Annotated in this window: 21 protein-coding genes and 1 riboswitch; of the genes, 10 read left to right on the plus strand and 11 right to left on the minus strand. The window is 56.1% G+C overall.

Features of this window, described 5'->3' with window-relative positions; all coding sequences use genetic code 11:
• The first annotated feature begins 33 nt into the window (after window positions 1–33).
• Window positions 34–1,188 carry a M20 family metallopeptidase gene (locus JJB07_RS07355; RefSeq protein ID WP_236587878.1) on the plus strand — a complete coding sequence of 385 codons (1,155 nt, stop codon included), beginning with the start codon at window positions 34–36 and terminating at the stop codon, window positions 1,186–1,188.
• Window position 1,189: 1 nt separating this feature from the next.
• A complete protein-coding gene (locus JJB07_RS07360) occupies window positions 1,190–1,675 on the plus strand; it encodes a hypothetical protein (RefSeq protein WP_201632999.1) in 486 nt (161 codons plus the stop codon).
• Window positions 1,676–1,721: 46 nt separating this feature from the next.
• On the opposite strand, the gene JJB07_RS07365 is transcribed toward JJB07_RS07360, so the two are convergent.
• Genes JJB07_RS07365 through JJB07_RS07375 form a run of 3 tightly spaced genes read right to left on the minus strand, consistent with a single transcriptional unit; the run spans window position 1,722 to window position 4,291 of the window.
• The gene (locus JJB07_RS07365) at window positions 1,722–2,645 is read right to left on the minus strand and encodes an EamA family transporter (protein WP_201633001.1); all 924 of its coding nucleotides are present in this window, start codon (window positions 2,643–2,645) and stop codon (window positions 1,722–1,724) included.
• A gap of 51 nt (window positions 2,646–2,696) precedes the next feature.
• Window positions 2,697–3,914 carry a M16 family metallopeptidase gene (locus JJB07_RS07370; RefSeq protein WP_201633003.1) on the minus strand — a complete coding sequence of 406 codons (1,218 nt, stop codon included), beginning with the start codon at window positions 3,912–3,914 and terminating at the stop codon, window positions 2,697–2,699.
• Window positions 3,915–3,931: 17 nt separating this feature from the next.
• A complete protein-coding gene (locus JJB07_RS07375; RefSeq protein WP_201633005.1) occupies window positions 3,932–4,291 on the minus strand; it encodes an arsenate reductase family protein in 360 nt (119 codons plus the stop codon).
• Between the two features lie 221 nt (window positions 4,292–4,512).
• Here JJB07_RS07375 and JJB07_RS07380 point away from each other — a divergent pair, with 221 nt between their 5' ends.
• The 4 genes from JJB07_RS07380 to JJB07_RS07395 all read left to right on the plus strand — a co-directional run bounded on the left by JJB07_RS07380 (window position 4,513) and on the right by JJB07_RS07395 (window position 7,593).
• The gene (locus JJB07_RS07380; protein WP_201633006.1) at window positions 4,513–5,511 is read left to right on the plus strand and encodes a ketoacyl-ACP synthase III; all 999 of its coding nucleotides are present in this window, start codon (window positions 4,513–4,515) and stop codon (window positions 5,509–5,511) included.
• A 75-nt stretch (window positions 5,512–5,586) separates the two neighbouring features.
• Window positions 5,587–6,027 (plus strand): CoA-binding protein, encoded by a 441-nt coding sequence (locus JJB07_RS07385; RefSeq protein ID WP_236587880.1) that lies wholly within the window; start codon window positions 5,587–5,589, stop codon window positions 6,025–6,027.
• Window positions 6,024–6,605, plus strand: coding sequence for a DsbA family oxidoreductase (locus JJB07_RS07390; protein WP_201633018.1), 582 nt, complete (start codon window positions 6,024–6,026; stop codon window positions 6,603–6,605). Before JJB07_RS07385 ends, JJB07_RS07390 begins: the two co-directional genes overlap by 4 nt.
• Before the next feature lie 139 nt (window positions 6,606–6,744).
• Window positions 6,745–7,593: a S1 domain-containing protein gene (locus JJB07_RS07395; RefSeq protein WP_201633021.1), complete on the plus strand. Its 849-nt coding sequence runs from the start codon at window positions 6,745–6,747 to the stop codon at window positions 7,591–7,593.
• On the opposite strand, the gene JJB07_RS07400 is transcribed toward JJB07_RS07395, so the two are convergent.
• A complete protein-coding gene (locus tag JJB07_RS07400; protein WP_201633024.1) occupies window positions 7,590–8,432 on the minus strand; it encodes a GTP pyrophosphokinase in 843 nt (280 codons plus the stop codon). The genes JJB07_RS07395 and JJB07_RS07400 overlap by 4 nt on opposite strands.
• Window positions 8,433–8,633: 201 nt before the next feature.
• On the opposite strand from JJB07_RS07400, the gene JJB07_RS07405 reads away from it, so the two are divergent.
• Window positions 8,634–9,986 (plus strand): lamin tail domain-containing protein, encoded by a 1,353-nt coding sequence (locus JJB07_RS07405; protein ID WP_201633027.1) that lies wholly within the window; start codon window positions 8,634–8,636, stop codon window positions 9,984–9,986.
• 112 nt (window positions 9,987–10,098) lie between these two features.
• On the opposite strand, the gene JJB07_RS07410 is transcribed toward JJB07_RS07405, so the two are convergent.
• Window positions 10,099–11,202: a M24 family metallopeptidase gene (locus JJB07_RS07410; RefSeq protein WP_201633029.1), complete on the minus strand. Its 1,104-nt coding sequence runs from the start codon at window positions 11,200–11,202 to the stop codon at window positions 10,099–10,101.
• Window positions 11,203–11,315: 113 nt separating this feature from the next.
• Here JJB07_RS07410 and JJB07_RS07415 point away from each other — a divergent pair, with 113 nt between their 5' ends.
• Window positions 11,316–12,308 carry a metallophosphoesterase gene (locus JJB07_RS07415; RefSeq protein WP_201633032.1) on the plus strand — a complete coding sequence of 331 codons (993 nt, stop codon included), beginning with the start codon at window positions 11,316–11,318 and terminating at the stop codon, window positions 12,306–12,308.
• Window positions 12,309–12,956: 648 nt separating this feature from the next.
• Here the strand turns inward: JJB07_RS07415 and JJB07_RS07420 are convergent.
• The 5 genes from JJB07_RS07420 to JJB07_RS07440 form a co-directional block, all read right to left on the minus strand.
• Window positions 12,957–13,775: an SPL family radical SAM protein gene (locus JJB07_RS07420; protein WP_201633035.1), complete on the minus strand. Its 819-nt coding sequence runs from the start codon at window positions 13,773–13,775 to the stop codon at window positions 12,957–12,959.
• Window positions 13,772–14,722: a DMT family transporter gene (locus tag JJB07_RS07425; protein ID WP_347338333.1), complete on the minus strand. Its 951-nt coding sequence runs from the start codon at window positions 14,720–14,722 to the stop codon at window positions 13,772–13,774. Before JJB07_RS07425 ends, JJB07_RS07420 begins: the two co-directional genes overlap by 4 nt.
• Window positions 14,723–14,885: 163 nt before the next feature.
• A riboswitch (FMN riboswitch) is annotated at window positions 14,886–15,047 on the minus strand.
• Between the two features lie 52 nt (window positions 15,048–15,099).
• Entirely contained in the window at window positions 15,100–16,068 is a 969-nt protein-coding gene (locus tag JJB07_RS07430; protein ID WP_201633038.1) for an MBL fold metallo-hydrolase, read from the minus strand.
• A 110-nt stretch (window positions 16,069–16,178) separates the two neighbouring features.
• Window positions 16,179–16,520: a DUF4064 domain-containing protein gene (locus JJB07_RS07435; RefSeq protein WP_201633041.1), complete on the minus strand. Its 342-nt coding sequence runs from the start codon at window positions 16,518–16,520 to the stop codon at window positions 16,179–16,181.
• A 98-nt stretch (window positions 16,521–16,618) separates the two neighbouring features.
• Window positions 16,619–16,765, minus strand: coding sequence for a hypothetical protein (locus tag JJB07_RS07440; RefSeq protein ID WP_201633043.1), 147 nt, complete (start codon window positions 16,763–16,765; stop codon window positions 16,619–16,621).
• A gap of 104 nt (window positions 16,766–16,869) precedes the next feature.
• Between JJB07_RS07440 and JJB07_RS07445 the strand changes: the two genes are divergently transcribed.
• On the plus strand, window positions 16,870–17,037 hold the full coding sequence (locus JJB07_RS07445; protein ID WP_201633046.1) for a hypothetical protein: 168 nt from the start codon (window positions 16,870–16,872) through the stop codon (window positions 17,035–17,037).
• A 52-nt stretch (window positions 17,038–17,089) separates the two neighbouring features.
• Here the strand turns inward: JJB07_RS07445 and JJB07_RS07450 are convergent, their stop codons facing one another.
• Entirely contained in the window at window positions 17,090–17,296 is a 207-nt protein-coding gene (locus JJB07_RS07450; RefSeq protein ID WP_201633049.1) for a hypothetical protein, read from the minus strand.
• Window positions 17,297–17,497: 201 nt separating this feature from the next.
• Between JJB07_RS07450 and JJB07_RS07455 the strand changes: the two genes are divergently transcribed.
• Complete coding sequence (locus JJB07_RS07455) at window positions 17,498–19,273, plus strand: AMP-dependent synthetase/ligase (RefSeq protein WP_201633053.1); 1,776 nt, start codon at window positions 17,498–17,500, stop codon at window positions 19,271–19,273.
• Window positions 19,274–19,275: the final 2 nt, after the last annotated feature.

A 19,275-nucleotide genomic window follows, 5' to 3' on the forward strand; every position in this document is an offset into this window, starting at 1 on the left:
CCTTGGGATCGAGGAGTATACTGGAGGCAATTCATGAAGATTCTGGGGGGAAACCATGTGGCAATGAAGTGGACGGACTATTTTCAAGACCGTTTGGAACAGGTGCTGGACGAGTTAAAAACCTACGTGGAGTTTGAGACGCCGACGCATGACAAAGCGGCGGTGGATCGTCTCGGGGCGTTGATTGCAGAGCGTTTTACAGCACTTGGCTGTACGCTGACCGTGCATGAGCAACCTATCTACGGCAACCAACTGCGACTGGAATACGGCGAGGGCGAAGAGCAAATTCTCGTGCTCGGGCACTTTGACACGGTGAAAAACGTCGGCACCCTCGCCGCTGAACCTTGGCGCATCGAAGACGGTCGGGCTTACGGGCCGGGGACGTATGATATGAAATCGGGCATCGTGTTCTCCTACTTCGCCCTGCAAGCGATCCTCGAAAACCACCTGCCGCTGAACAAAAAACTCGTGTTCCTCTGGAATACAGATGAGGAAATCGGCAGCGTCTCTTCCAAAGAAATCATCCAAGCAGAAGCTCGAAAAAGCGCTCTCGCCCTCGTCATCGAGCCTTCGTTCGGCGACGGCCTGCTCAAAACTTCGCGCAAGGGCGGCGGTGAATTCAGGTTGCGTGCGTATGGACGGGCGGCTCATGCGGGCAACGACCACCAGAAGGGCGTCAATGCGATTGAAGAACTCGCCCACCACATCCTCGCGATTCAATCGTGGACGAACTACGAACTTGGCACCACGCTGTCGGTCGGCACGATCTCAGGCGGGACGACTTCGAATGTTGTACCGGAGTTTGCCGAAGTCGAGATCGACGTGCGGGTTCAGCAAGCGTCCGAAGCGGAAGTGGTCACGCGCAAGATGTACGAGTTGAAACCGGTGCTCGACGGTGCCCGTCTCGAAGTCGAGGGCGGCGTCTCCAAGCACCCGATGGAGCGCACAGCCGGAACGGAGCGCCTCTACCGCGTGGCGCAGGAACAAGCGGAACTCGAAGGTTTCACCCTCGGCGAGATCGGCGTCGGCGGCACGTCGGACGGGAACATCGCCGCTTCGGCGGGATGTACGGTGCTCGATGGACTCGGCCCGGTCGGAGACGGGGCGCATGCGTCGCATGAGCATATCTTGGTCGAAGCCATCCCCCGCAACATCGCGCTGTTGGTGCGGATGTTCACGAGCTTGTAAGATGAGAGTCTTTGAAAAACTGGACGAGATGCAACGCCACGTAACATCCGGCGACTTGCAAGCTCTGGAACGCTTGATGAATCTCGACGAACGGACTCGCGAAGTTTCGTTGTCCCTCTACCAAGAGCAATTGGAAAAAGGGTTGAAAAAAGCCTTGCAACTCGCCAAGCGCACTTTCTCCCAAGCGGTCTATTTCGAATACGACCTCGACAACGGCTGGGACAGCTCCTTTTTTGTCTGCAAGAACTACAACCCGCCCGAGGCGGAGGACGAGGACTGGGCGTGCCCTGGACCGGGAACCCGCGACTTCGCAGGGCCTTCCCTACCGGAGTTTGCCGAACTCTACACAGAGTTTGAAACACCCACCACCGTCTCGCTGATCGCCGCGACGGTTCTCGCCTACATCCGAGCCTGTCGCAACGTCCAGAGCGACGACATCCACCTCTGCATCGCGTTTCACGACCAAGACCCGATCTTGCGGGTATGAAAAAAAAAGAGCTGCTGCCCACGAAGCATGGGCAGCAGCTCTTTTTTCACGCGCTTTGCGAAAGGGGTGGTGTCTCTGACTTCGGTTTCGCCGTTCCGAGCATGATCGCGAGGAACACCGCCGAGAACCCGACGATGTGAATCCAAGTGATCGATTCCCCGAGGAAAATCACGGAGAAGATCAGACTCAGCATCGGCATCCCGTTGATGTACATCGCCGTCCGACCTGCGCCGATGATGCGGATGCCGGAGTTCCACCAGATGGAGCCGAGTCCTGTCGCCACGAACGCCGAGAACAACAGCACCGCCCAGACGAACCAGTCGGTCGGAAGCGTGAAAAGTTCTCCCGAAGACATCTGCTCCCCTGTTGCCGTAATCGCCAGCAAGATCGTCGCCACGACGTGGCTGTAGGCGGTGACGACCATGACAGGGAGCGTTTGCGTCGCTTTTTTGATAAACATCCCGGAGATGACGTAGCCGAGCATCGCGATGACGACCAGCCATTCCCCCTTGCCGAATTGCAAGCTCGACGTCTGCTCCCACGAAGCGCCGAAGACGACGAGGAACACCCCGCAGAGACCGAGCAACACGCCGCCGATCTTGCGCGTCGTCAGCGGTTCGCGGAACAGGAAGTACGCCAGCACCATCGTCACCAGCGGGTTCAGACCGAGAATCAGCGATCCCGTTGAGGCGGTCGTCAGTTTCAAACCGGCCGACAGCGTAATTTGGTGCAGGAAAATTCCCGACACCGCAATTCCCGTGATCGTCAGCCACTCGCGCCCGCTGATCTTGCGAAACCCGTGCTGTTTCCCGACCATCGCAGACAACAGCAGAGCGGCCGCCCCGATGCGCCAGGCCGCCAGCATCGTCGGCGTGAAGAAATCGGACAGATACTTCACCATCACCACATTCAAGCCCCAGATGACGACGACGAACAGCAGCAACAGTCTGGCATTTCTCTCTTCTTTCACATTGCACACTCCTAAAAACCCCCTGTCCGTGACGGCAGGGGGCTGCATTTTTTACTTCGGTTGGTGCGGGCCGACGGTGACGCGGGTCATCTGCTTGTCGTTGAAGACTTCGTGGACGAGACGCATCGCCTCGTCCAGCGTGACCGCTTCCAAATCCGCGATGTCGCGCTCGTACGGACGCCACTCGCCCCAGAGCACTTCGTCGTCGATCAGCTTCTGGACTTTGTTGCCGAGTTGGTCGCTGCTCATGAGGAGCGACGCCCGAAGCATCGCTTTGGAACGCAAAAGTTCGTCGCCGGAAATGTCCGCTTTGAACTTCTCGATCTCGTTTGCGATCTCCGCCAAGACTCGGTCTGTCTCACTCGGCTGGCATCCGGCATAGATCATATAGATGCCGACGTGCGGCCAGCCCGAGTAGCCGCCGTCCACGTTGTACACGAGGCCCAACTCGTTGCGCAACCGCTGGAACAACCTCGACCAAGAATCCCCGCCGAAGATCGTCATCGCCGCATCGAACGCCGGCAAATCCGGACGTTGAATCGACGGCGCACGATAGCCTACGAAGACTTGCTCTTGCTCCGAGTCTTCCTCTTCGTGACGCGACTTGATCTGCGAAAGCGGCGGCAGTCGCAACGGCTGGCACTTGCGGTCGTTGTCGCCAAAATACTTCAGGAGCACTTCGACGACATCCTCATGCTCGAGATTTCCGACGACGCCGACCACCAAATTGTCCGGCGTGTAGTGCGCTTGCGAAAATTCCAAGACTTGACGGCGGGTCAAAGAGTCGATCGACTCCGGCGTCCCGATCGTCGGATGCGCAAAGTTCCCGAGCAACGAGTGGTACGCGATGTCTTCGCCCCAGGCGGAAGGGTCGTCGCGGTACATCTTCCACTCTTCTTGGATGACGTCTTTTTCCTTGTCAAACTCTTCGGGCGGCACATGGAACCCGGTGAGCAGGGCTGCAAAGAGATCAAGCCCTTGTAAAATCGTCTCCGCCGGTCCGTCGATCTCAAACGTGGTCGACTCAAAGCCGGTGGAAGCGTTCGTCGAGCAGCCCAAACGGGCGATCTCGTTGCCAAACACCACTTGGTCCATCACCGGCGTTCCCTTGAACACCATGTGTTCCAAAACGTGCGCCACGCCCCACAGGCGGAACGGTTCCAGCCCGGAGCCGACGCCGTAGCGCAAGTGCGCCACAGCCCCGCGCAGGTAGGGTGTTTTTTCCGTTACAATTCGCAAGCCGTTTGGCAATGTCGTTTTGCGTATCATCCTCTGCCATCACGCTCCTAACCGAGCACTTTCTGGAACTCCTCTTCCTTGAAACCGACCGTCGCTTTGTCTCCACGCACGAGAATCGGGCGTTTGATCAACATGCCGTCCGACGCGAGCAAGTTCAGTTGCTCCTCCACGCTCATGTCTTTCAACTTATCTTTCAGCCCGAGTTCTTTGTATTTGTTGCCGCTCGTGTTGAAGAACTTCTTGATCTCAAGGCCGCTTTTTTCCAGATAGTCTCGCAATTGTTCAATCGTCGGGGAGTTCTCTACGATGTGGATGTCCTCGTACTCGATCCCGTTTGCGTCTAAGTATTTCTTGGCATTGCGGCAGGTGCCGCACTTGGGATATTCATAGAAAAGGATCTCTGCCATACCTCGATGTTCCTCCTATATATATGAATAGATGTGGGTTCAATGTACCATGTTTGTCCTGTTTTTGAAACCCGCTCGTCCGTAGAGTCCCATTTTAATACATAAGTAGTATGTATTAATTCTAATTATTCAATAGATGTATACACTTGTAAAATAAGAGTAAATCACCTATATTAATAACACATCGTTACCCCACCAAACCATTGGAGGTGTCCTCCGCCATGACCTTCAACGAGAGACCGAGTTCGCGCGCGCAAATTACAGCGATGGGTACGTATGTACCCGAAAAAATCTTGGCCAACGCCGATTTCGAACGCATGATCGACACGGACGATGAATGGATCGTACAACGAACCGGCATCCGGGAACGGCGTGTTGTCGTCGACGGAGAGTATACGAGCGACCTGGCATTCAAAGCTGTGGAGGACATGCAGGCCCGCTACAACATTTCAGTAGAAGACATTGACATGATTCTCTGTGCCTCGACGACGTCCGATTATCCGTTTCCGACCCTCGCAGCCCAAGTGCAAGCGAAGTTTAACATCCCGCGCTCGGGGGCGTTGGATGTTCACGGAGCTTGTGCCGGATTCGTCTATGCTTTGCAAGTGGCAAACGCAATGATAACGGCGGGCGGTCATCGCAAAATCTTGGTGATCGGGGCGGAGACGCTCAGTCGAGTGACCGATTATTCGGACCGCTCCTCGTGTATTTTGTTCGGAGACGCCGCGGGCGCTTTTTTGCTGGAACGTGTGGAGGGGGAAGGCTCTCTGCTCGCTTCTCATAATGGAGCGGACGGGCACGGCTCTGTACATTTATATCGCACCGGTTTGCGAAAGGAGATGAACGGCAAAGCGATGCTTGGCGAAGGCAAGATGATTCAGAACGGTCCCGAAGTCTATCGTTTTGCCGTCACGACCCTCTCGCGTGTGATCCCGAACTGGCTGCGTGCGCAAGGCCTCTCTCTGAACGACATTCAATGGTTCGTTCCGCACAGCGCCAACTTGCGCATCCTCGAATCGGCGACCGCACGCTTGAATTTTCCGATGGAGCGCACGCTGTTCAGCGGCGAATTCCACGGCAACACGTCGGCGGCCTCCATCCCGCTCGCCGTCGACCTCGGGGTCAAGGACGGTCGGGTTCAAATCGGCGACAACCTCCTGCTCTACGGTTTCGGCGGCGGGTTGGTGCATGCCGGCGCTGTGATCAAATGGACGATCTAATGCCGGATTGTGTTGCAGGCGACAGATTTTTTTCCAATCAGTAGGGTATGCTGATGGCAAAAAGCAGAATAGGTGATGACATCCATGTACGAAGCGCCGAGCAACGAACAAGTAAAACAATGGTTGCAAGAAACCAAAACCATCGCAGTCGTCGGTCTGTCTGACAAACCGGACCGCACCTCGTACCAAATTGCCGAAACGATGCAACAACGCGGCTATCGCATCATCCCCGTCAACCCGATGCTGAAAAACGACGTGCTCGGTGAAAAACCGTACGCGTCGCTCGAGGACGTTCCGGAAACCATCGACCTCGTCAACGTCTTCCGCCGTTCCGAAGAGTTGGACAGCGTCGTGGAATCCTCCATCAAAGCGGGTGCCAAGCGCATCTGGGCACAGCAAGGCGTCTACGAGGAAGGAGCCGCCAAGCGTGCCAAGGACAACGGAGTCGAGATTCTCATGGATCAATGCATCGCCGTCGCCCACAGCGTGTTGCTGGCGGGAGGACGTCAAGCATGAGCCAACTTCGTTTCCATTTCGACTATGCCTGCCCGTGGTGCTACATCGGGGCACACACCGTCCGCGAACTCGCCCAAGAAGGTGTAGAGATTCTCTACAAAGTTTGGAAGATGCCGCCGAACGCCAACCCGCCGGCGAAACCGGAAGGCTACATGGAAGCGGCAGGCGTTCGTCTCAAAGAACTGCGCGAAGAAATGAACGTACGCGTCTCCTCTCCTGTGCAAAAAGAGACCGTTCCCGCTTTGATCGCCACCAAAGTGGCCGAAGAGATGGGGGCCGCCGCCGCGTATGTGGAAGCTGTCTACAAAGCGCACTGGGCGGACAAGCAAGACATCTCCGACCGCGAAACCCTCGTGTCGATCGCCGAGTCGGTCGGGCTCAACGCTTCCGAATTCCGTCAAGCGCTGGAGAGCGATGCCGGACGCGCGGCGTATGAACGCGATCTGCAGCAAGCGGCTGACGAAAACCTCGACACGATCCCGGACTATGTGAATGTCGATGATCCGTCGAAACGCTTGTTGATTCACCATTTCAACGACATGCCCAGTTTGGAGCAATTGCGCGCCTTGGTGCGCTAGGAACTAGGAACTGGGGCAGCCGCAGGGCTGTCCTTTTTTCGCGTTGGCTTGACAATGATCATTGGGACTGTTAACTTAAATGGATAGATAGAAATTTTTGAGTTTACATATCCTGCCACTAAAGGAGTCCACACTCTCTATGGATACGACATTGAGGTATGTACAGCAGTTTGGCCGCTCGAAGAAGGACAATTTGAAGCCGAGCCTGACTGGGAAATATCATGTTGGTCAAACCATTGAAGTATTTCCGTTTCGCATGATGGACTTTGGATGCTTTGCGTCCACGGCGGACGGGTTGAGCGGTCTGTTGCACAATAGTGAGATGGCTGTTGATCTCCAAGGCAAATTGCCGGAGATGATCGATCGCGAACAGTCGATTCAAGTCCGCATTACGAAATACGACCGCCGCAGCGGTGAAGTTGCGTTCACGATGGAAGGCAAAGAGAAAGACAAGGACAAAGGTCTGGAAGCCTCGACCCCGACGGTAGCCGATGCGCTCGTCGTCCCGTCTGTGATTGCGCCGACGACTTCGGCCGTTCCCACTCCGGCTGCCCCGAGTGCACCGACCGCACCGATTCCGGCTGCCGTCACGACGACTGCGAATGCAAGCACCGCTTTCGCATCGACGACTCCGGCTACAACTTCTGCTCCGGTTTCCACCCCGGCTGCTGTCACGACGACGACTTCGGCCGGCGAATTGGCTCCGCATCAATTTACCACGTCTGCTCCGGTTCCGACCGAGCCGACCCGCGATTCGCTGTCTGCTCGTCTGGACTCCGAGGGTGCGGATATTCAGAAATTTATTGAAGGTGTTTCCCAGACTCCGATGTCCTCGCAGGCGCAGAAGCTCTTGCGCGACCTCTTGGAGAAAAACAACACGTTCCGTTTCACCTATGCGATGCAGACCGTGGTCGACAACTTCGAACCGGATCTGAACTATCTGTTGCTTTCGCTCATTGAACGCGCATTGAAAAACCCGACTCCTTAGGAGCCGGGTTTTTTTACGAGCCGGGAATTAAGCATCTCGTCGATCATCTGCAACTTCGGGTTGTACGTGAAGTCGTGCTCGGTGCCGAAGTAGGTTTGGTAGAGTTCGGCGGCACGCTTGAAGTCTTTTTTGACATAGAGGGAGAAGATCTCCTCCAATTTGTCTTCGTTGGCGACGGTGTCATCGAGACGCATCTCTTGGGACGTGCGGATGTCGCGGCGGAACTGTGCCATCTGGAGGTCGAGTTCGTACGCGGCATCGGCGGCGCGGCGAAGTTGTTCCCTCATCTCGCCCGGCAGTTTCTCGTCGTACTTGTAGCGCAATTCATGCTCGTTGGTCGCCCAGAAGTTCATGGCGAGCGTGCGAAGTTGAATTTCGCAGAGCACGTCTTTTTTCTGAGAACCGTGGTAGGTCGGGTAGCGGACCACCATGTGCACGCTGCGGTAGCCCGATTCCTTGGGGGTGTCGATATAATCGGTGATCTCCTCGACGTGGAAGTCTTCTCGCTCGGAGAGAATGGCTTGCACTTCGCGGATGTCTTCTAAGTACCGTGTGACAACGCGCAAACCGGCGATGTCGTACACGTGGCTTTCGATTTCTTCGATCCAGTTGCCGACGCCGACTTGCACGCCTTTTTTCTCTGCTTTTTTTAACAGGGACTCGACGGTCTTGACTCGTCCGACGACGAATTCGATCGGGGAGTAGCAATCCTGTTCGAGACAGCCGTATTTGATCCCTTTTAACTTGACCTTGAGTTCGTCGATGGCTTGTTGGTACGGCGCGCGAAATTTCGAGAGCCGTTCAAGATCGCCTCTGCTGGGCTTGTAGGTGGTGCTCATGTCGGGTTCTCTTCTCCTTACGTATGCCTTGCGGGTTACACTTCATTTTATAGAATACCATTTCCAGACCTACTTTTCCTGCTTGAAAGATGGCATTTAATTACAAGCAGAATCTTTACAAACAAGTGTTGAAATTATCACAAATATCATTTATACTGAATTTGCAGACAAGGACAACCTTTCAAGGGGGATTCTCGGATCATGAAAAAACGTACACTTATCGGTTTGACCAGCTTGGCTATGGTCGGCGCACTCGCTGCTCCGGCGGTTTACCATGTTCAACCGGCTTCTGCTGCCATCGCGGCAGGTTCGGTCGTCGTCAACGAAATTATGTACAACTATGCATCGGGTACCACGCAAGAATGGGTAGAGCTGTACAACAACACGTCTTCCGCGATCAGCCTGGCTGGTTACAAATTGACCGATAACAACGTCGGTGCTTCTTCGCTGACCGAAGGCACGTACACCTTCCCGTCCGGCACCTCGATCCCGGCAGGCGGCTACCTGACCATCGGGAACTCGCTCTCCAGCGCACAACTGAAATGGTCGGGCAACTTCGCTCTGGGCAACTCGGGCGACGGCGTGGCTCTGTTCTCCGACAGCAACTCGGACAACATCGCACAATCCGGCGAAGTTATTGATTCCGTAGAATTCACCTCTGCTTGGGGCGGCAACGGCACGGGTTACTCCCTTGAGCGCAAAGACCCGGCAGGTGCTTCCTCGTCTTCTACGAACTGGGGCTCTTCGACCACTTCGGGCGGTACTCTCGGCGCGAAAAACACCCTCAACGGCGGTGGTGGTGGCGGCGGCGGTGGTGGTGGCACCGTAACCGGCACGAAAGTCCTCTGGGACCAAGGCCACGGCCAAACCGCAGGCAACGCAGACTGGACGATCGGCGGCGCGAACTCTTCCTTCGCAGATGCTCTGCGCGCGAAGGGCTACACGGTCGCTTCCACGACCTCCGCGATCTCGTCTACCGTTCTCTCCGGCTACAAAGTTCTCGTTCTGCCGGAACCGAACACCAACTACACCTCGACTGAGAAGTCTGCGATCAACACCTTCATCTCGAACGGTGGCGGCGTCTACTTCATCGCAGACCACATCGTTTCGGACCGCAACAACGACGGCTGGGACTCCGTACAGATCTTCGACGGTTCCCAAACCGAAGCATACCCGTCCACCGGCTCCTGGGTTGGCGCAACGTTCGGCTTCTACTTCAACCGCAACAACTTGGTTCAAGAGCCGATCACCGATATCCGTGCGAACTCCGTAACTTCCGGCGTCACCTCCGTTGGCGCATGGAACGGTTCCACGATCCACGTAACGGGCGCAAACTCCACGATCCTGTCCGACATCTTCCTGACCGGCCAAGCAGATCCGTTCCACATCCACGGCAAGTACGGTTCCGGCCGCTTCGCAGCGCTCGGCGACTCCTCGCTGTACGATGATGGCACCGGCGCTTCCGGCAAGAACCTGTACGATGGCTGGACCGACTACAGCGATGCAAAGCTCGCAGTCAACACCATCGACTACTTGGCTGGCGTGATCAACTAATTCGTTGCCCAAAAGAGAACCTGTCCGTTTCGACGGCAGGTTCTTTTTTTTGCAACAGAAAAGCCCCGGTACACCTCTCGGGTGTGGCTCGGGGCTTTTTTGTTGTGCCTGTTTAGTTGGCGGGCAGGATTTGCAGTTCTTTCGGGTAGGAAGTGAGAATTTCAACGCCGTTCTCCGTGACGAGCACGTCGTCTTCGATGCGGACGCCGCCGATGTTCGGGAGGTAGATGCCCGGCTCGATAGTGAAGACCATGCCCGGCACCAGCTCTTGTTCGTTGTTGCCGTGCATCGACGGGAATTCGTGGACTTCGATGCCCAGTCCGTGACCGACACGGTGTGTGAAGAACTCGCCGTAACCGAAGCCTTCAATCGTTTGGCGAGCCGCAGCGTCGACGACTTTGGCAGGCAGGCCCGCTTTGGTCGCGGCGATGCCGGCGAGGTTGGCTGCGAGTACCGCTTCGTAGATGATCAGTTGTTCATCGGACGGCTCGCCCACAACCACCGTGCGGGTGATGTCGGAGCAGTAGCCTTCGTAGACCGCGCCGAGGTCGAGCAATACGAAGTCGCCCGCTTGGATGGCGCGAGTGCCCGGCGTGCCGTGGGGCAGGGCACTTTTTTCCCCGGTGAGAACGAGCGTGGAGAACGAGGTGCCGGAAGCGCCGAGCGACTTCATCGTGGATTCGATGATCGTGACGAGTTCAGCCTCCGTCCGACCTACTTCGATGGCGCGAATCGCCGCTTCGACACCGCGGTCGGCGATCTCGGCCGCTTTTTTCATGATCGCGATTTCGGCTTCGTCCTTTTGCAGGCGCATGCCGAGCAGGAGGTCTTCGGCGGCAACGGTCGGCTCCGTGCCGAAGACGGTCTGCAATTGTTCAAGGCGTGCGACGGTCAGGTGTTGTTTCTCGATGGCGAGAGAGCCAAACGGGCCGTCCCCGACCACGTCGCGGACTTTGTCCATCGGGTTGTCCGTATCGGAGACGGTGACGATGCGCGAGAAACCGGACTTCTCGGCCGCTTCCTTCTCAAGCGTCGGCACGAACAGCGCTTCCGTGCCCGATGCGTACAAGCACAGCGCCATGAAGCGCTCGTGCGGGTGGCAATCAAAGCCGGTCAAGTAAAATACGTTCGGCGGTGAAGTGACCAGAACCACTTCCACATTTCGTTCCTTCATCCAGTCCCGAATTCGGGAGATACGCACGTCGTAGATCGACATCTAGGTTGCCTCCAATTTTTTCGTGTATAGAAGTAGAGTTTCCATATAAAGCGTGGATTTCCTCCCGACTGGGCAGACTAGGACGACCGAAACAGACCGAGGAGGGCTCGCGAGTGAGGAACCGTCTCTTGCCGATCACGTTCGCTGTCGTCGTCGCTCTGCTGTTTGTCTTCGTCCTGCGCCCGGCTCATTCTGCTGCTCCGGAGGAGAGTCCCGCTGTGGAGAAGCCTCTGTTGAAGTTCGGCGTGCTCTCAGACGTCCATGTCGTGTCTTGGTGGGAGCCCCCTCATGTGGACGGGGCGCTGAAGTTTGCCAATGCTCTGCGCGATTTGCGGCAGTTTCAGCCGGACTTTGATGTCGTCGATGGAGACTTGACCACCAACGGGAGTGCGCTTTCCCTGTCTCTTGCCCGCCAGATTGCGGACGATCACGCGGGGAGCCCGGTGTATCCGACGATGGGCAACCACGACTATTACGCGTCGTGGAACAACCCGAAGTGGAACGATGCGTTGGCGAAGGAGCAGTTCAAGCGCACGTTTGGGCTGCAAAACATCTACTACGACAAATGGGTCAAGGGCGTTCACCTGATCTTCTTATCCCCCGAACAGTACATGGAGAAACAAAAACAGATCGGCGAAGCAGCGTGGCTCTCCGACCGACAGCTCGCTTGGTTTGAAAAAACGCTCCGCTCCGCCCCCGATGCCCCGACGTTCGTGTTCCTCCACCAGCCGCTCGACGGCACGGTCGGCAAGTCGGACCCCGGTGTGAGCGCGGTGCAGACGGCCCGGTTGATGAAGATCGCCGCCACGCACAAACATCTCGTGTGGTTCTCGGGTCATTCGCACATCGACGCCGTGGAGCCCAGTGAAAGCGTCGTGAAAAACGGCGTGCATTTCCTTGGGTTAGGTTCCGTCTACGAACCGATCGAAGTCACACGAGAGCCCGTTCAAGGCTCGGAAAAACGCGGCGAGCAGTTGTACATGCACCCGCACGGCGAGCGGAGTGAGTCCCGCTTCGTCGAGGTGTACCGAGATCGTATCGTGATCAAGACCCGACTCCACCATGAAGAAAACTGGGATGAACATGTGGTGTCCATCCCGCTGTAACATCGAAAAAGCCACGGTCACAGGACCGAGGCTTTTTTTCAATTTATCATCATCGGCCCTTTGTGCATCGTCGAGAGCATCATAAAGACCATCCGGATCATGAAACAGATCGTAAAACTCAGAAGGTAATACCCTAGCACTTTTAACGGTTTTACAGGTTCGGGGCAGAGCCAGAGGGCAAACACGAGGCACACAACATTCTCGGGGAAGAACTCCCAGATATAACCCGGATTCGTCGGCACCCATTTTTTATAGAGATGCAAAAAGGAGTCTTGGATGACGGCGGAACCAAACAGCACTCCAAAGAGAACAGAAGACCCTATCAAGCGAAACATGTGACTCGTTTTTATTGGACTCACCACCTCAATCAAAATCTTTCGTTATGCTTGCAAATCCCTACTGTCACAATGTAATTCTTCACCAACTGAGATATCCTTCTGCGATCTGGGCTAAATCTTACGCCGTGAACTCAATCATCGTTAGGTAAGCCAACCTGCAAAATAAAATTAAAGTCTTCATTAAAACCGTACTATCACATCGTATCTGATAAACCGGAAAATTGGAAGATATTTACGCATAAAAAAATTCTGAAACGATGGTGTACGTACCCCAAGCGTTTCAGAATTCTGATCATTCAACTCTTTGCACTTACGGGAGAAAGCCCTGTTGGCTGACCAGCACCTTCTCTGCCGGGAGCACTTCACGCAGGCGTTCCACCACGCGCAAGTACGCATCCGGCTCATACCACTCTTGCAGCCCGTTCGCTTCATACAGCTCGGGAATCCCCAGACGTTCCGTTCGCTTGCCTCCGCTGCCGTCACCGAGGCGGTAGTCATCGACACAGACTCGATCCACCACGTCAGCCAACACGTCTGCAAACCCCTCCGTGCTCGGTAAAAACGGAGCCACCGTCGCTTGCGCCGGGACTCCGGCCTCCACGATCCGGCGCAAGGCGTTCAGCCGTGCGGGAATCGGAGGTGCTTTGGGCGCAAACAGGCGGCGGATGTCTTCACGGTCGGTCTCCACCGTCATCGAGATGCGAATGCGGTTCCCAAAGCGTTGGAACAACTCGACATCCCTTGCCACCAAAGGGCTCCTCGTCTGCACGAACAGAAAGTCGGGGAGATTCTCCGCCATCACTTCCAACAGCGACCTCGTCACTTCGGCTTGCTTTTCCACAGGCTGATACGGGTCGGTCGCGGAGGACATGAAGATCGTGACCGGGCCTTTTTTTCGAGCCTTCGCCAGTTCTTTTTTCAACAGCTCCGCCGCCCCCTGCTTCACGTCCACCCAACTCCCCCACTCCTGCTTGCGAAAAAGAGCGACAGGCATCCGGCGAACGTAGCAGTAGGAGCAGGCGTAGCTGCATCCTGTATAGGGATTCAGCGTGTGCGAATACCCTTCGAGAAATCCGGAGCCCGCATTGAGCAGGGACTTCGGCGTTTTTTCATGAATGTCAGGCTTCATCGACGGTCTTGCAAACGCGCAATCTGGAACACGACCACCCAGACCACGGCAAACCCGATGAACTGCCCGAGGGTGAAACCTTGCTTGAGGAACAGCCAGTTCAGCGTCAGACCGGCCGCCGGAAACGCAAGTTCAGCAAGCGTCGCGTAGGACGCCGGCGTCTTCGAGAGGCCGCGGTAGTACAGCAAGAGCGAGATCAGGCCCGGAAGCAGGGCTTGCAGCAAGATCATGCCGAACACCAGCAGCGTGCCGAAATTGCTCCACATGCTGATGTGGTTCACGCCTTCCGTACCGTTGAGTGCCACCAGCAATGCCAACAGCGGAAGAGCAAACAGGAAGCGTGCCCCCGTCACCGTTTCAAAACTCATCTTGTTCAAAAGCAGACGACCCATCACGGTCGAACCGCCCCAGAGCACGGCCGCCCCGATGGCAAAGACGGAAGCCAACATTTCATTTGCCCCTTGGTTTCCATACGGCATCGCGAAGCCGAACGTCAGCAGGTAGGTTCCCGCCAGCGCGATCAGCACATACCAGCCAAACCCGCGAGTCAATCGCTCCCCGAGCACGACCCGAGCGAGCAGGAACACGAACACGGGTTGCAGCTTCTGCAACAGCAGGACGACGCTGGCATTGCCCAGCCCGAACGCCGCTGTGAACAACACGGTCGCGAGCGCCGATCCGCCCCATGAGATGAAGAGGATCGCCCCCCACTCCTTCAAAGACAAGCCCCGCAATTGCTTGCGGTTGATCCAAAGCACCGGAATGGCGTAGACCGCCAGCAACAGATGCTCCAACAACACGATCTGCGTCGCGCTCAGATAGCTCAGCAACGGCTGGCGCAAAACGGAGTCGGTGCCCCAGAGGGCCGCTCCCAACGCGATCAGCCAGACGCCGTTCCACCCGGTTACGAGATTGACCCCGGTCATACGGGGCGCACTTGCATTCACCTTACTCAATTCAAAAACCTCCTTCGGAAATTTTCGAACTGAACCAAACACCCTCCGCCCAAAAAAGAGACCCTGAACGCCACATGGGCGGTCAGGGTCTTTTTTGGATAGCAAAAGAGACCTTCCGATGGTGCGCAAATTTCGCGCAGTGGCGGAAAGACTCAGTTACCTTCTTCCATCCGGACTGTACCGTCGGCCTTGGGATTGCACCAAGTCAGTCCCGCTTGACGAAGTTTGAACAACGTCAAGCGGGAGTCGCGGGCTGAGACCCACACGGGGGGTCATCACCGCCGGTCGGGAATTTCACCCTGCCCCGAAGGTATTTATTCAATTCAAAAATCATCGTACAACGATCGGGATTGTCTGTCAATCCGATTTTATCGTACACACTCTTCGGCAACCGAATACCGCCAGAGCCCGCCGTCATCTTCGACTTTCAACTTTCCGTCGTGCACCAGCCAATCGAGATGGCCGACCGTCTCGGAGATGATCAGCGGAAGTTGTTCGAGATGGCGCGGGAACATCGTGAGCGTGATCTCGATGCCGGTGTTGATTCCCGAGCGCACCACATCCAGAACCTTCTCCGCTCGGCGCTCCATGTTCAGCAGACGCTCGGCGATCAGTTCCTTGTGCCCTCTGACTTCTCCGCCGTGCCCGGCGTATCCGACCTCCCAATCCAGCGCTTGCACTTTGCGAAGCGCTTCTTGGTACAGCATCAGCATCCGCGGACGTTCCCCGCCCCGACGAATCGGCGGTTCCAGAAACGCATTCGACGAGATGTGCTTGATCAGATGGTCGCCGAGCACCATCACACCGCCCTGCTCGTCATACAGCGAGATGTGGTCCAACGCATGACCCGGCGTGTACAGCACTTCATACTCCTCGTGCCCCGGCACACGGTCGCCCTCTTGCAACTCGACGTCCACATGCCCGACTCCGACATAATCGAGGTAGTCGAACACCTGCCCCAACGCTTTGTCCTTTTGCTCCTCGTTCAACCCAAGCCCTCGGTACAGGCCCAGATAAAACTCCCGACGCGCGTCTTCGAACTCCGGATTGCGCGAAATCTGCGGCCCCGTGAACGGATGTGCCAGGACTTTCGCACGACTTCGTTTCACCAAGTTCTCCACCAGCCCGACATGGTCGCAGTGGTAGTGCGTCAACAAAATCTGGTCGAGGTCCTCCACCCGCACTCCGACGTTCTGCAGGCCCGCGTCGAGCGCTTCCTGCGCCTCTTGCGTCAACGGTCCGGTATCCACCAGCGTCAAGCAATCTCGGCCTTTCAGCAAATACACGTTGATGTTGCCCACCGGAAACGGCGTGGGAATTGGGATCTTATGCAGCAACTCGGCTCACACTCCTTGACTCCCATCGTTTATACCGAACAGTCGGTAGATATTTCGATTATAAAAAAAAGACCCCCGTTCGAAAAGGGGTCTTTTTTCCTGAACTCTCCTTAGGCGACTGCGCCCTTGCCTTTGCGAGCGAAGCCCATGATCCCCGCGATGAGGAACAGAATCGCCGGCACGGTGTAGAAGAACGAGATGCAGATGAAGCCGACGACCGCCGCGATGAGCATGAACAGCGAGCCGAGCTTCGTGCTTTTCTTGACGATCCCCGCCCCGACGATGCCCAGCACGGAGACCGCGATGGCGATCCAAGAAGCTGTGGAAACCGTTCCGCTTCCGTCCACCTGCAGCGACGCTGCCACACTGCCGAGCAAGACGCCGGAGAACCCGCACAAAATCCCGACAATACCACCGATAAGTCCCATAACAAATTCCGCCGTTCTCTTCATCGCCTATCACCCCTTCGTCTTTTGCGCCCCTGACGAGAAAGCGCATCCAACGCCATGATATGTGTGAAGAAACGGCGACATTCCACTTGACTTGGAGCTTATCGTTTGCCGGGAGAAGTGTTGGACGAGAGATTGGAAAACTGGAAAGCTCGGAAGATGGTGGCCATGATTCCTTTGTTCGCTGTGCCTGTGAGGAAGATGACGAACAGCAAGAGGAACGCGATCACATAAAAGAAGATTTTCATGAGCTACCCACCTCCGCTCGCTTAGGTTTCCCCAAAGCAGGGCACAGTAACACTCGAAGCACGCACGCGTGAGAGGTCTTTTGAGATTCGTGGGAGGTGTTGCCGTGAGCGATGTCAACCTGGATACCCTCGGAATCAAGGAGATTCAAGCGCTGGCCAAAGAACTTCGCATCCACCCTTCGTACAAAGTCGGCGGCTTGCGCGTCCGCAAGAACAAAGCGGAGCTCCTGCGCGACATCCGCAAATCGTACCAATCGGACGACGAAGGGTAAAAAAGAGACGGCACTCCTATCGAGGAGTTGCCGTCTTTTTTTGTGATCGCATCTATAGATTGACGTTATACGTTCCTGTCTCTCCGCTTTCCAAGAGGCGCTTGGTCTGAATCAGCGCTTTTCTCTGCTCCTCGGTAAGCCCCGAGTCGATCAGGTCTTGCTCCGTCAGTTGCGCCCCTTTGGCTCCGTGCAAGCGCACGAGGGTTCGCAATACGTGCGGGGTGATGATCTCGATCAATTCCGATCGCGAAAACCGCATGGGTCCTCACTCCTTTCGCTTTTTCCATCGTAACATAAAAACTTTTTTCGACAAATGAAGGAGTTTTCACACTATTTGACGAACTGGTCAGTATAAAAACGGACAATTTCGTCATGTGGACAAACACGCGACACGTACACTAGAAGCACCTGTACCTGTTCGCCTTTTTTTAGATTTCAGAACCTTACAGGAGGTGTCGCTATGTCGAACCTGCTCTCTCTCGTCCACCACTCGGTCGAGAAATACCCCGATCATACCGCCTTGATGTGGAAACAAAACGGAACGTACCAAACGCTGAACTATCGCGCCTTCTGGGATCGCATCCAAGGAGTTGCCCACGCCTTGCAAGAGCTCGGCGTCAAACCCGGCAGCAAAGTTGCGATCCTGTCGAACAACTGTCCGGCTTGGACGATCGCCGACATCGGGATCATGATGTGCGGAGGAGTCACCACTCCGATCTACCCGACCAGCACCGCAGCGCAAATTGAGTACATCTTGCAGAATGCCGACGTGGAAGCCGTCCTCGTGGAAACGGACGCCTTGGGAGAACGAGTTCGCTCGGTCGCAACGGAAGCTCTGCACTCGATCATCGTGTTCCATCCGACCGCCACGCCGGAACATCCGGGGATGCTGACATTTGACGCGGTGCTTCAACGCGGCCTGCAATTGCTGGGCAAAAAAGGCCCGCAGACCGAATGGAAGTCGATCTCCGACGAAGAGCTCGCGACGATCGTCCACACGTCCGGCACGACCGGCAATCCCAAGGGCGTGATGCTCACGCACGGCAACTTGTTCGCCAACGTCGACGGATGCCGCGAATATCTGCCGACGTTCCCGACCGACGTTGCGTTGTCCTACTTGCCGCTTTCGCATATCTTCGAGCGGACGTGCGGGCAGTTTACGATGCTGACCAACGGCGCAACGTTCGCGTATTGCGAAGGACTTCCGCACATCACCACCAACTTGATGGAAGTGAAGCCGACCGTCATGACCTCGGTGCCGCGCTTGTTTGAAAAAATCTACGACGGCGTCATGAACACCGTGCGCGAAGGGTCGAAGGGCAAGCAAAGAATTTTCCGCCTCGCGATGAAAGTCGGCAAGCAACAGATTACCGCTCCGACCTTCTCGTCGAAACTTTTGCATCCGTTGCTCGACAAACTGGTGTTCAAAACGATCCGTGATCGCATGGGCGGCAACATCCGCTTGCTCGTCTCGGGCGGTGCAGCTCTGTCTCCCACGGTCGGTGAATTCCTGAAAATCGCCGGACTCGACGTCTGCGAAGGCTACGGTCTGACGGAAACCTCGCCTGTCATCGCGACCAATCCGGTCACCGACTTGCGCATCGGAACTGTCGGCAAACCGCTGTCCAACCTCGATGTGAAGATCGGCTCCGACGGCGAAGTGCTCGCCAAAGGTCCGTCCGTGATGATCGGCTACTACAAAAACCCGGAAGCAACCCGAGAAGTGTTCACCGAGGACGGCTACTTCATGACGGGCGACATCGGCGAATTCGTGGACGGCTACCTGCGCATCGTCGAGCGCAAGAAAAACATCATCGTCCTCGCCACCGGCAAAAACGTCGCTCCGTTCCCGATTGAATCGGCGATCACGCGCTCGCCGTACATCTCGCAAGCGATTCTGATCGGCGACAAACGCAAGTACGTGTCCGCCCTGCTCGTGCCGGACTTTATCAATCTCGAAAAGTTTGCGGCGGAGAATTCTCTGAACCTACCAACCGTTCAGTTGATTGAACATCCCGCGGTGAAAGCGCTTTTTGAAAACGAACTCAAAACGCAACTGATCGACTTCGCCAACTTCGAACGCCCGAAAAAATTCTCGATCCTGCCCGCCGAACTCACCCTCGAATCGGGTGAACTCACGCCGTCGCTCAAAGTGCGCATGCACGTCCTCCAACAGCGCTACGCCCGGGAGATCGCAGCGATGTACGAGGAAACGCCGGAAGTCGCGGCGATTTAACT

Source organism: Tumebacillus amylolyticus (assembly GCF_016722965.1).
Lineage (GTDB): Bacteria > Bacillota > Bacilli > Tumebacillales > Tumebacillaceae > Tumebacillus > Tumebacillus amylolyticus.

Excerpts from the sequence above, each read along its gene's own strand:
- JJB07_RS07420 (WP_201633035.1), bottom strand. The coding sequence starts at position 13,775 with ATGAAGCCTGACATTCATGAAAAAACGCCGAAGTCCCTGCTCAATGCG.
- JJB07_RS07390 (WP_201633018.1), top strand. The coding sequence starts at position 6,024 with ATGAGCCAACTTCGTTTCCATTTCGACTATGCCTGCCCGTGGTGCTAC.
- JJB07_RS07375 (WP_201633005.1), bottom strand. The coding sequence starts at position 4,291 with ATGGCAGAGATCCTTTTCTATGAATATCCCAAGTGCGGCACCTGCCGC.
- JJB07_RS07435 (WP_201633041.1), bottom strand. The coding sequence starts at position 16,520 with ATGAAGAGAACGGCGGAATTTGTTATGGGACTTATCGGTGGTATTGTC.
- JJB07_RS07380 (WP_201633006.1), top strand. The coding sequence starts at position 4,513 with ATGACCTTCAACGAGAGACCGAGTTCGCGCGCGCAAATTACAGCGATG.
- JJB07_RS07395 (WP_201633021.1), top strand. The coding sequence starts at position 6,745 with ATGGATACGACATTGAGGTATGTACAGCAGTTTGGCCGCTCGAAGAAG.
- JJB07_RS07385 (WP_236587880.1), top strand. The coding sequence starts at position 5,587 with ATGACATCCATGTACGAAGCGCCGAGCAACGAACAAGTAAAACAATGG.
- JJB07_RS07455 (WP_201633053.1), top strand. The coding sequence starts at position 17,498 with ATGTCGAACCTGCTCTCTCTCGTCCACCACTCGGTCGAGAAATACCCC.
- JJB07_RS07355 (WP_236587878.1), top strand. The coding sequence starts at position 34 with ATGAAGATTCTGGGGGGAAACCATGTGGCAATGAAGTGGACGGACTAT.
- JJB07_RS07370 (WP_201633003.1), bottom strand. The coding sequence starts at position 3,914 with ATGATACGCAAAACGACATTGCCAAACGGCTTGCGAATTGTAACGGAA.
- JJB07_RS07450 (WP_201633049.1), bottom strand. The coding sequence starts at position 17,296 with ATGCGGTTTTCGCGATCGGAATTGATCGAGATCATCACCCCGCACGTA.
- JJB07_RS07360 (WP_201632999.1), top strand. The coding sequence starts at position 1,190 with ATGAGAGTCTTTGAAAAACTGGACGAGATGCAACGCCACGTAACATCC.
- JJB07_RS07405 (WP_201633027.1), top strand. The coding sequence starts at position 8,634 with ATGAAAAAACGTACACTTATCGGTTTGACCAGCTTGGCTATGGTCGGC.
- JJB07_RS07400 (WP_201633024.1), bottom strand. The coding sequence starts at position 8,432 with ATGAGCACCACCTACAAGCCCAGCAGAGGCGATCTTGAACGGCTCTCG.
- JJB07_RS07440 (WP_201633043.1), bottom strand. The coding sequence starts at position 16,765 with ATGAAAATCTTCTTTTATGTGATCGCGTTCCTCTTGCTGTTCGTCATC.
- JJB07_RS07410 (WP_201633029.1), bottom strand. The coding sequence starts at position 11,202 with ATGTCGATCTACGACGTGCGTATCTCCCGAATTCGGGACTGGATGAAG.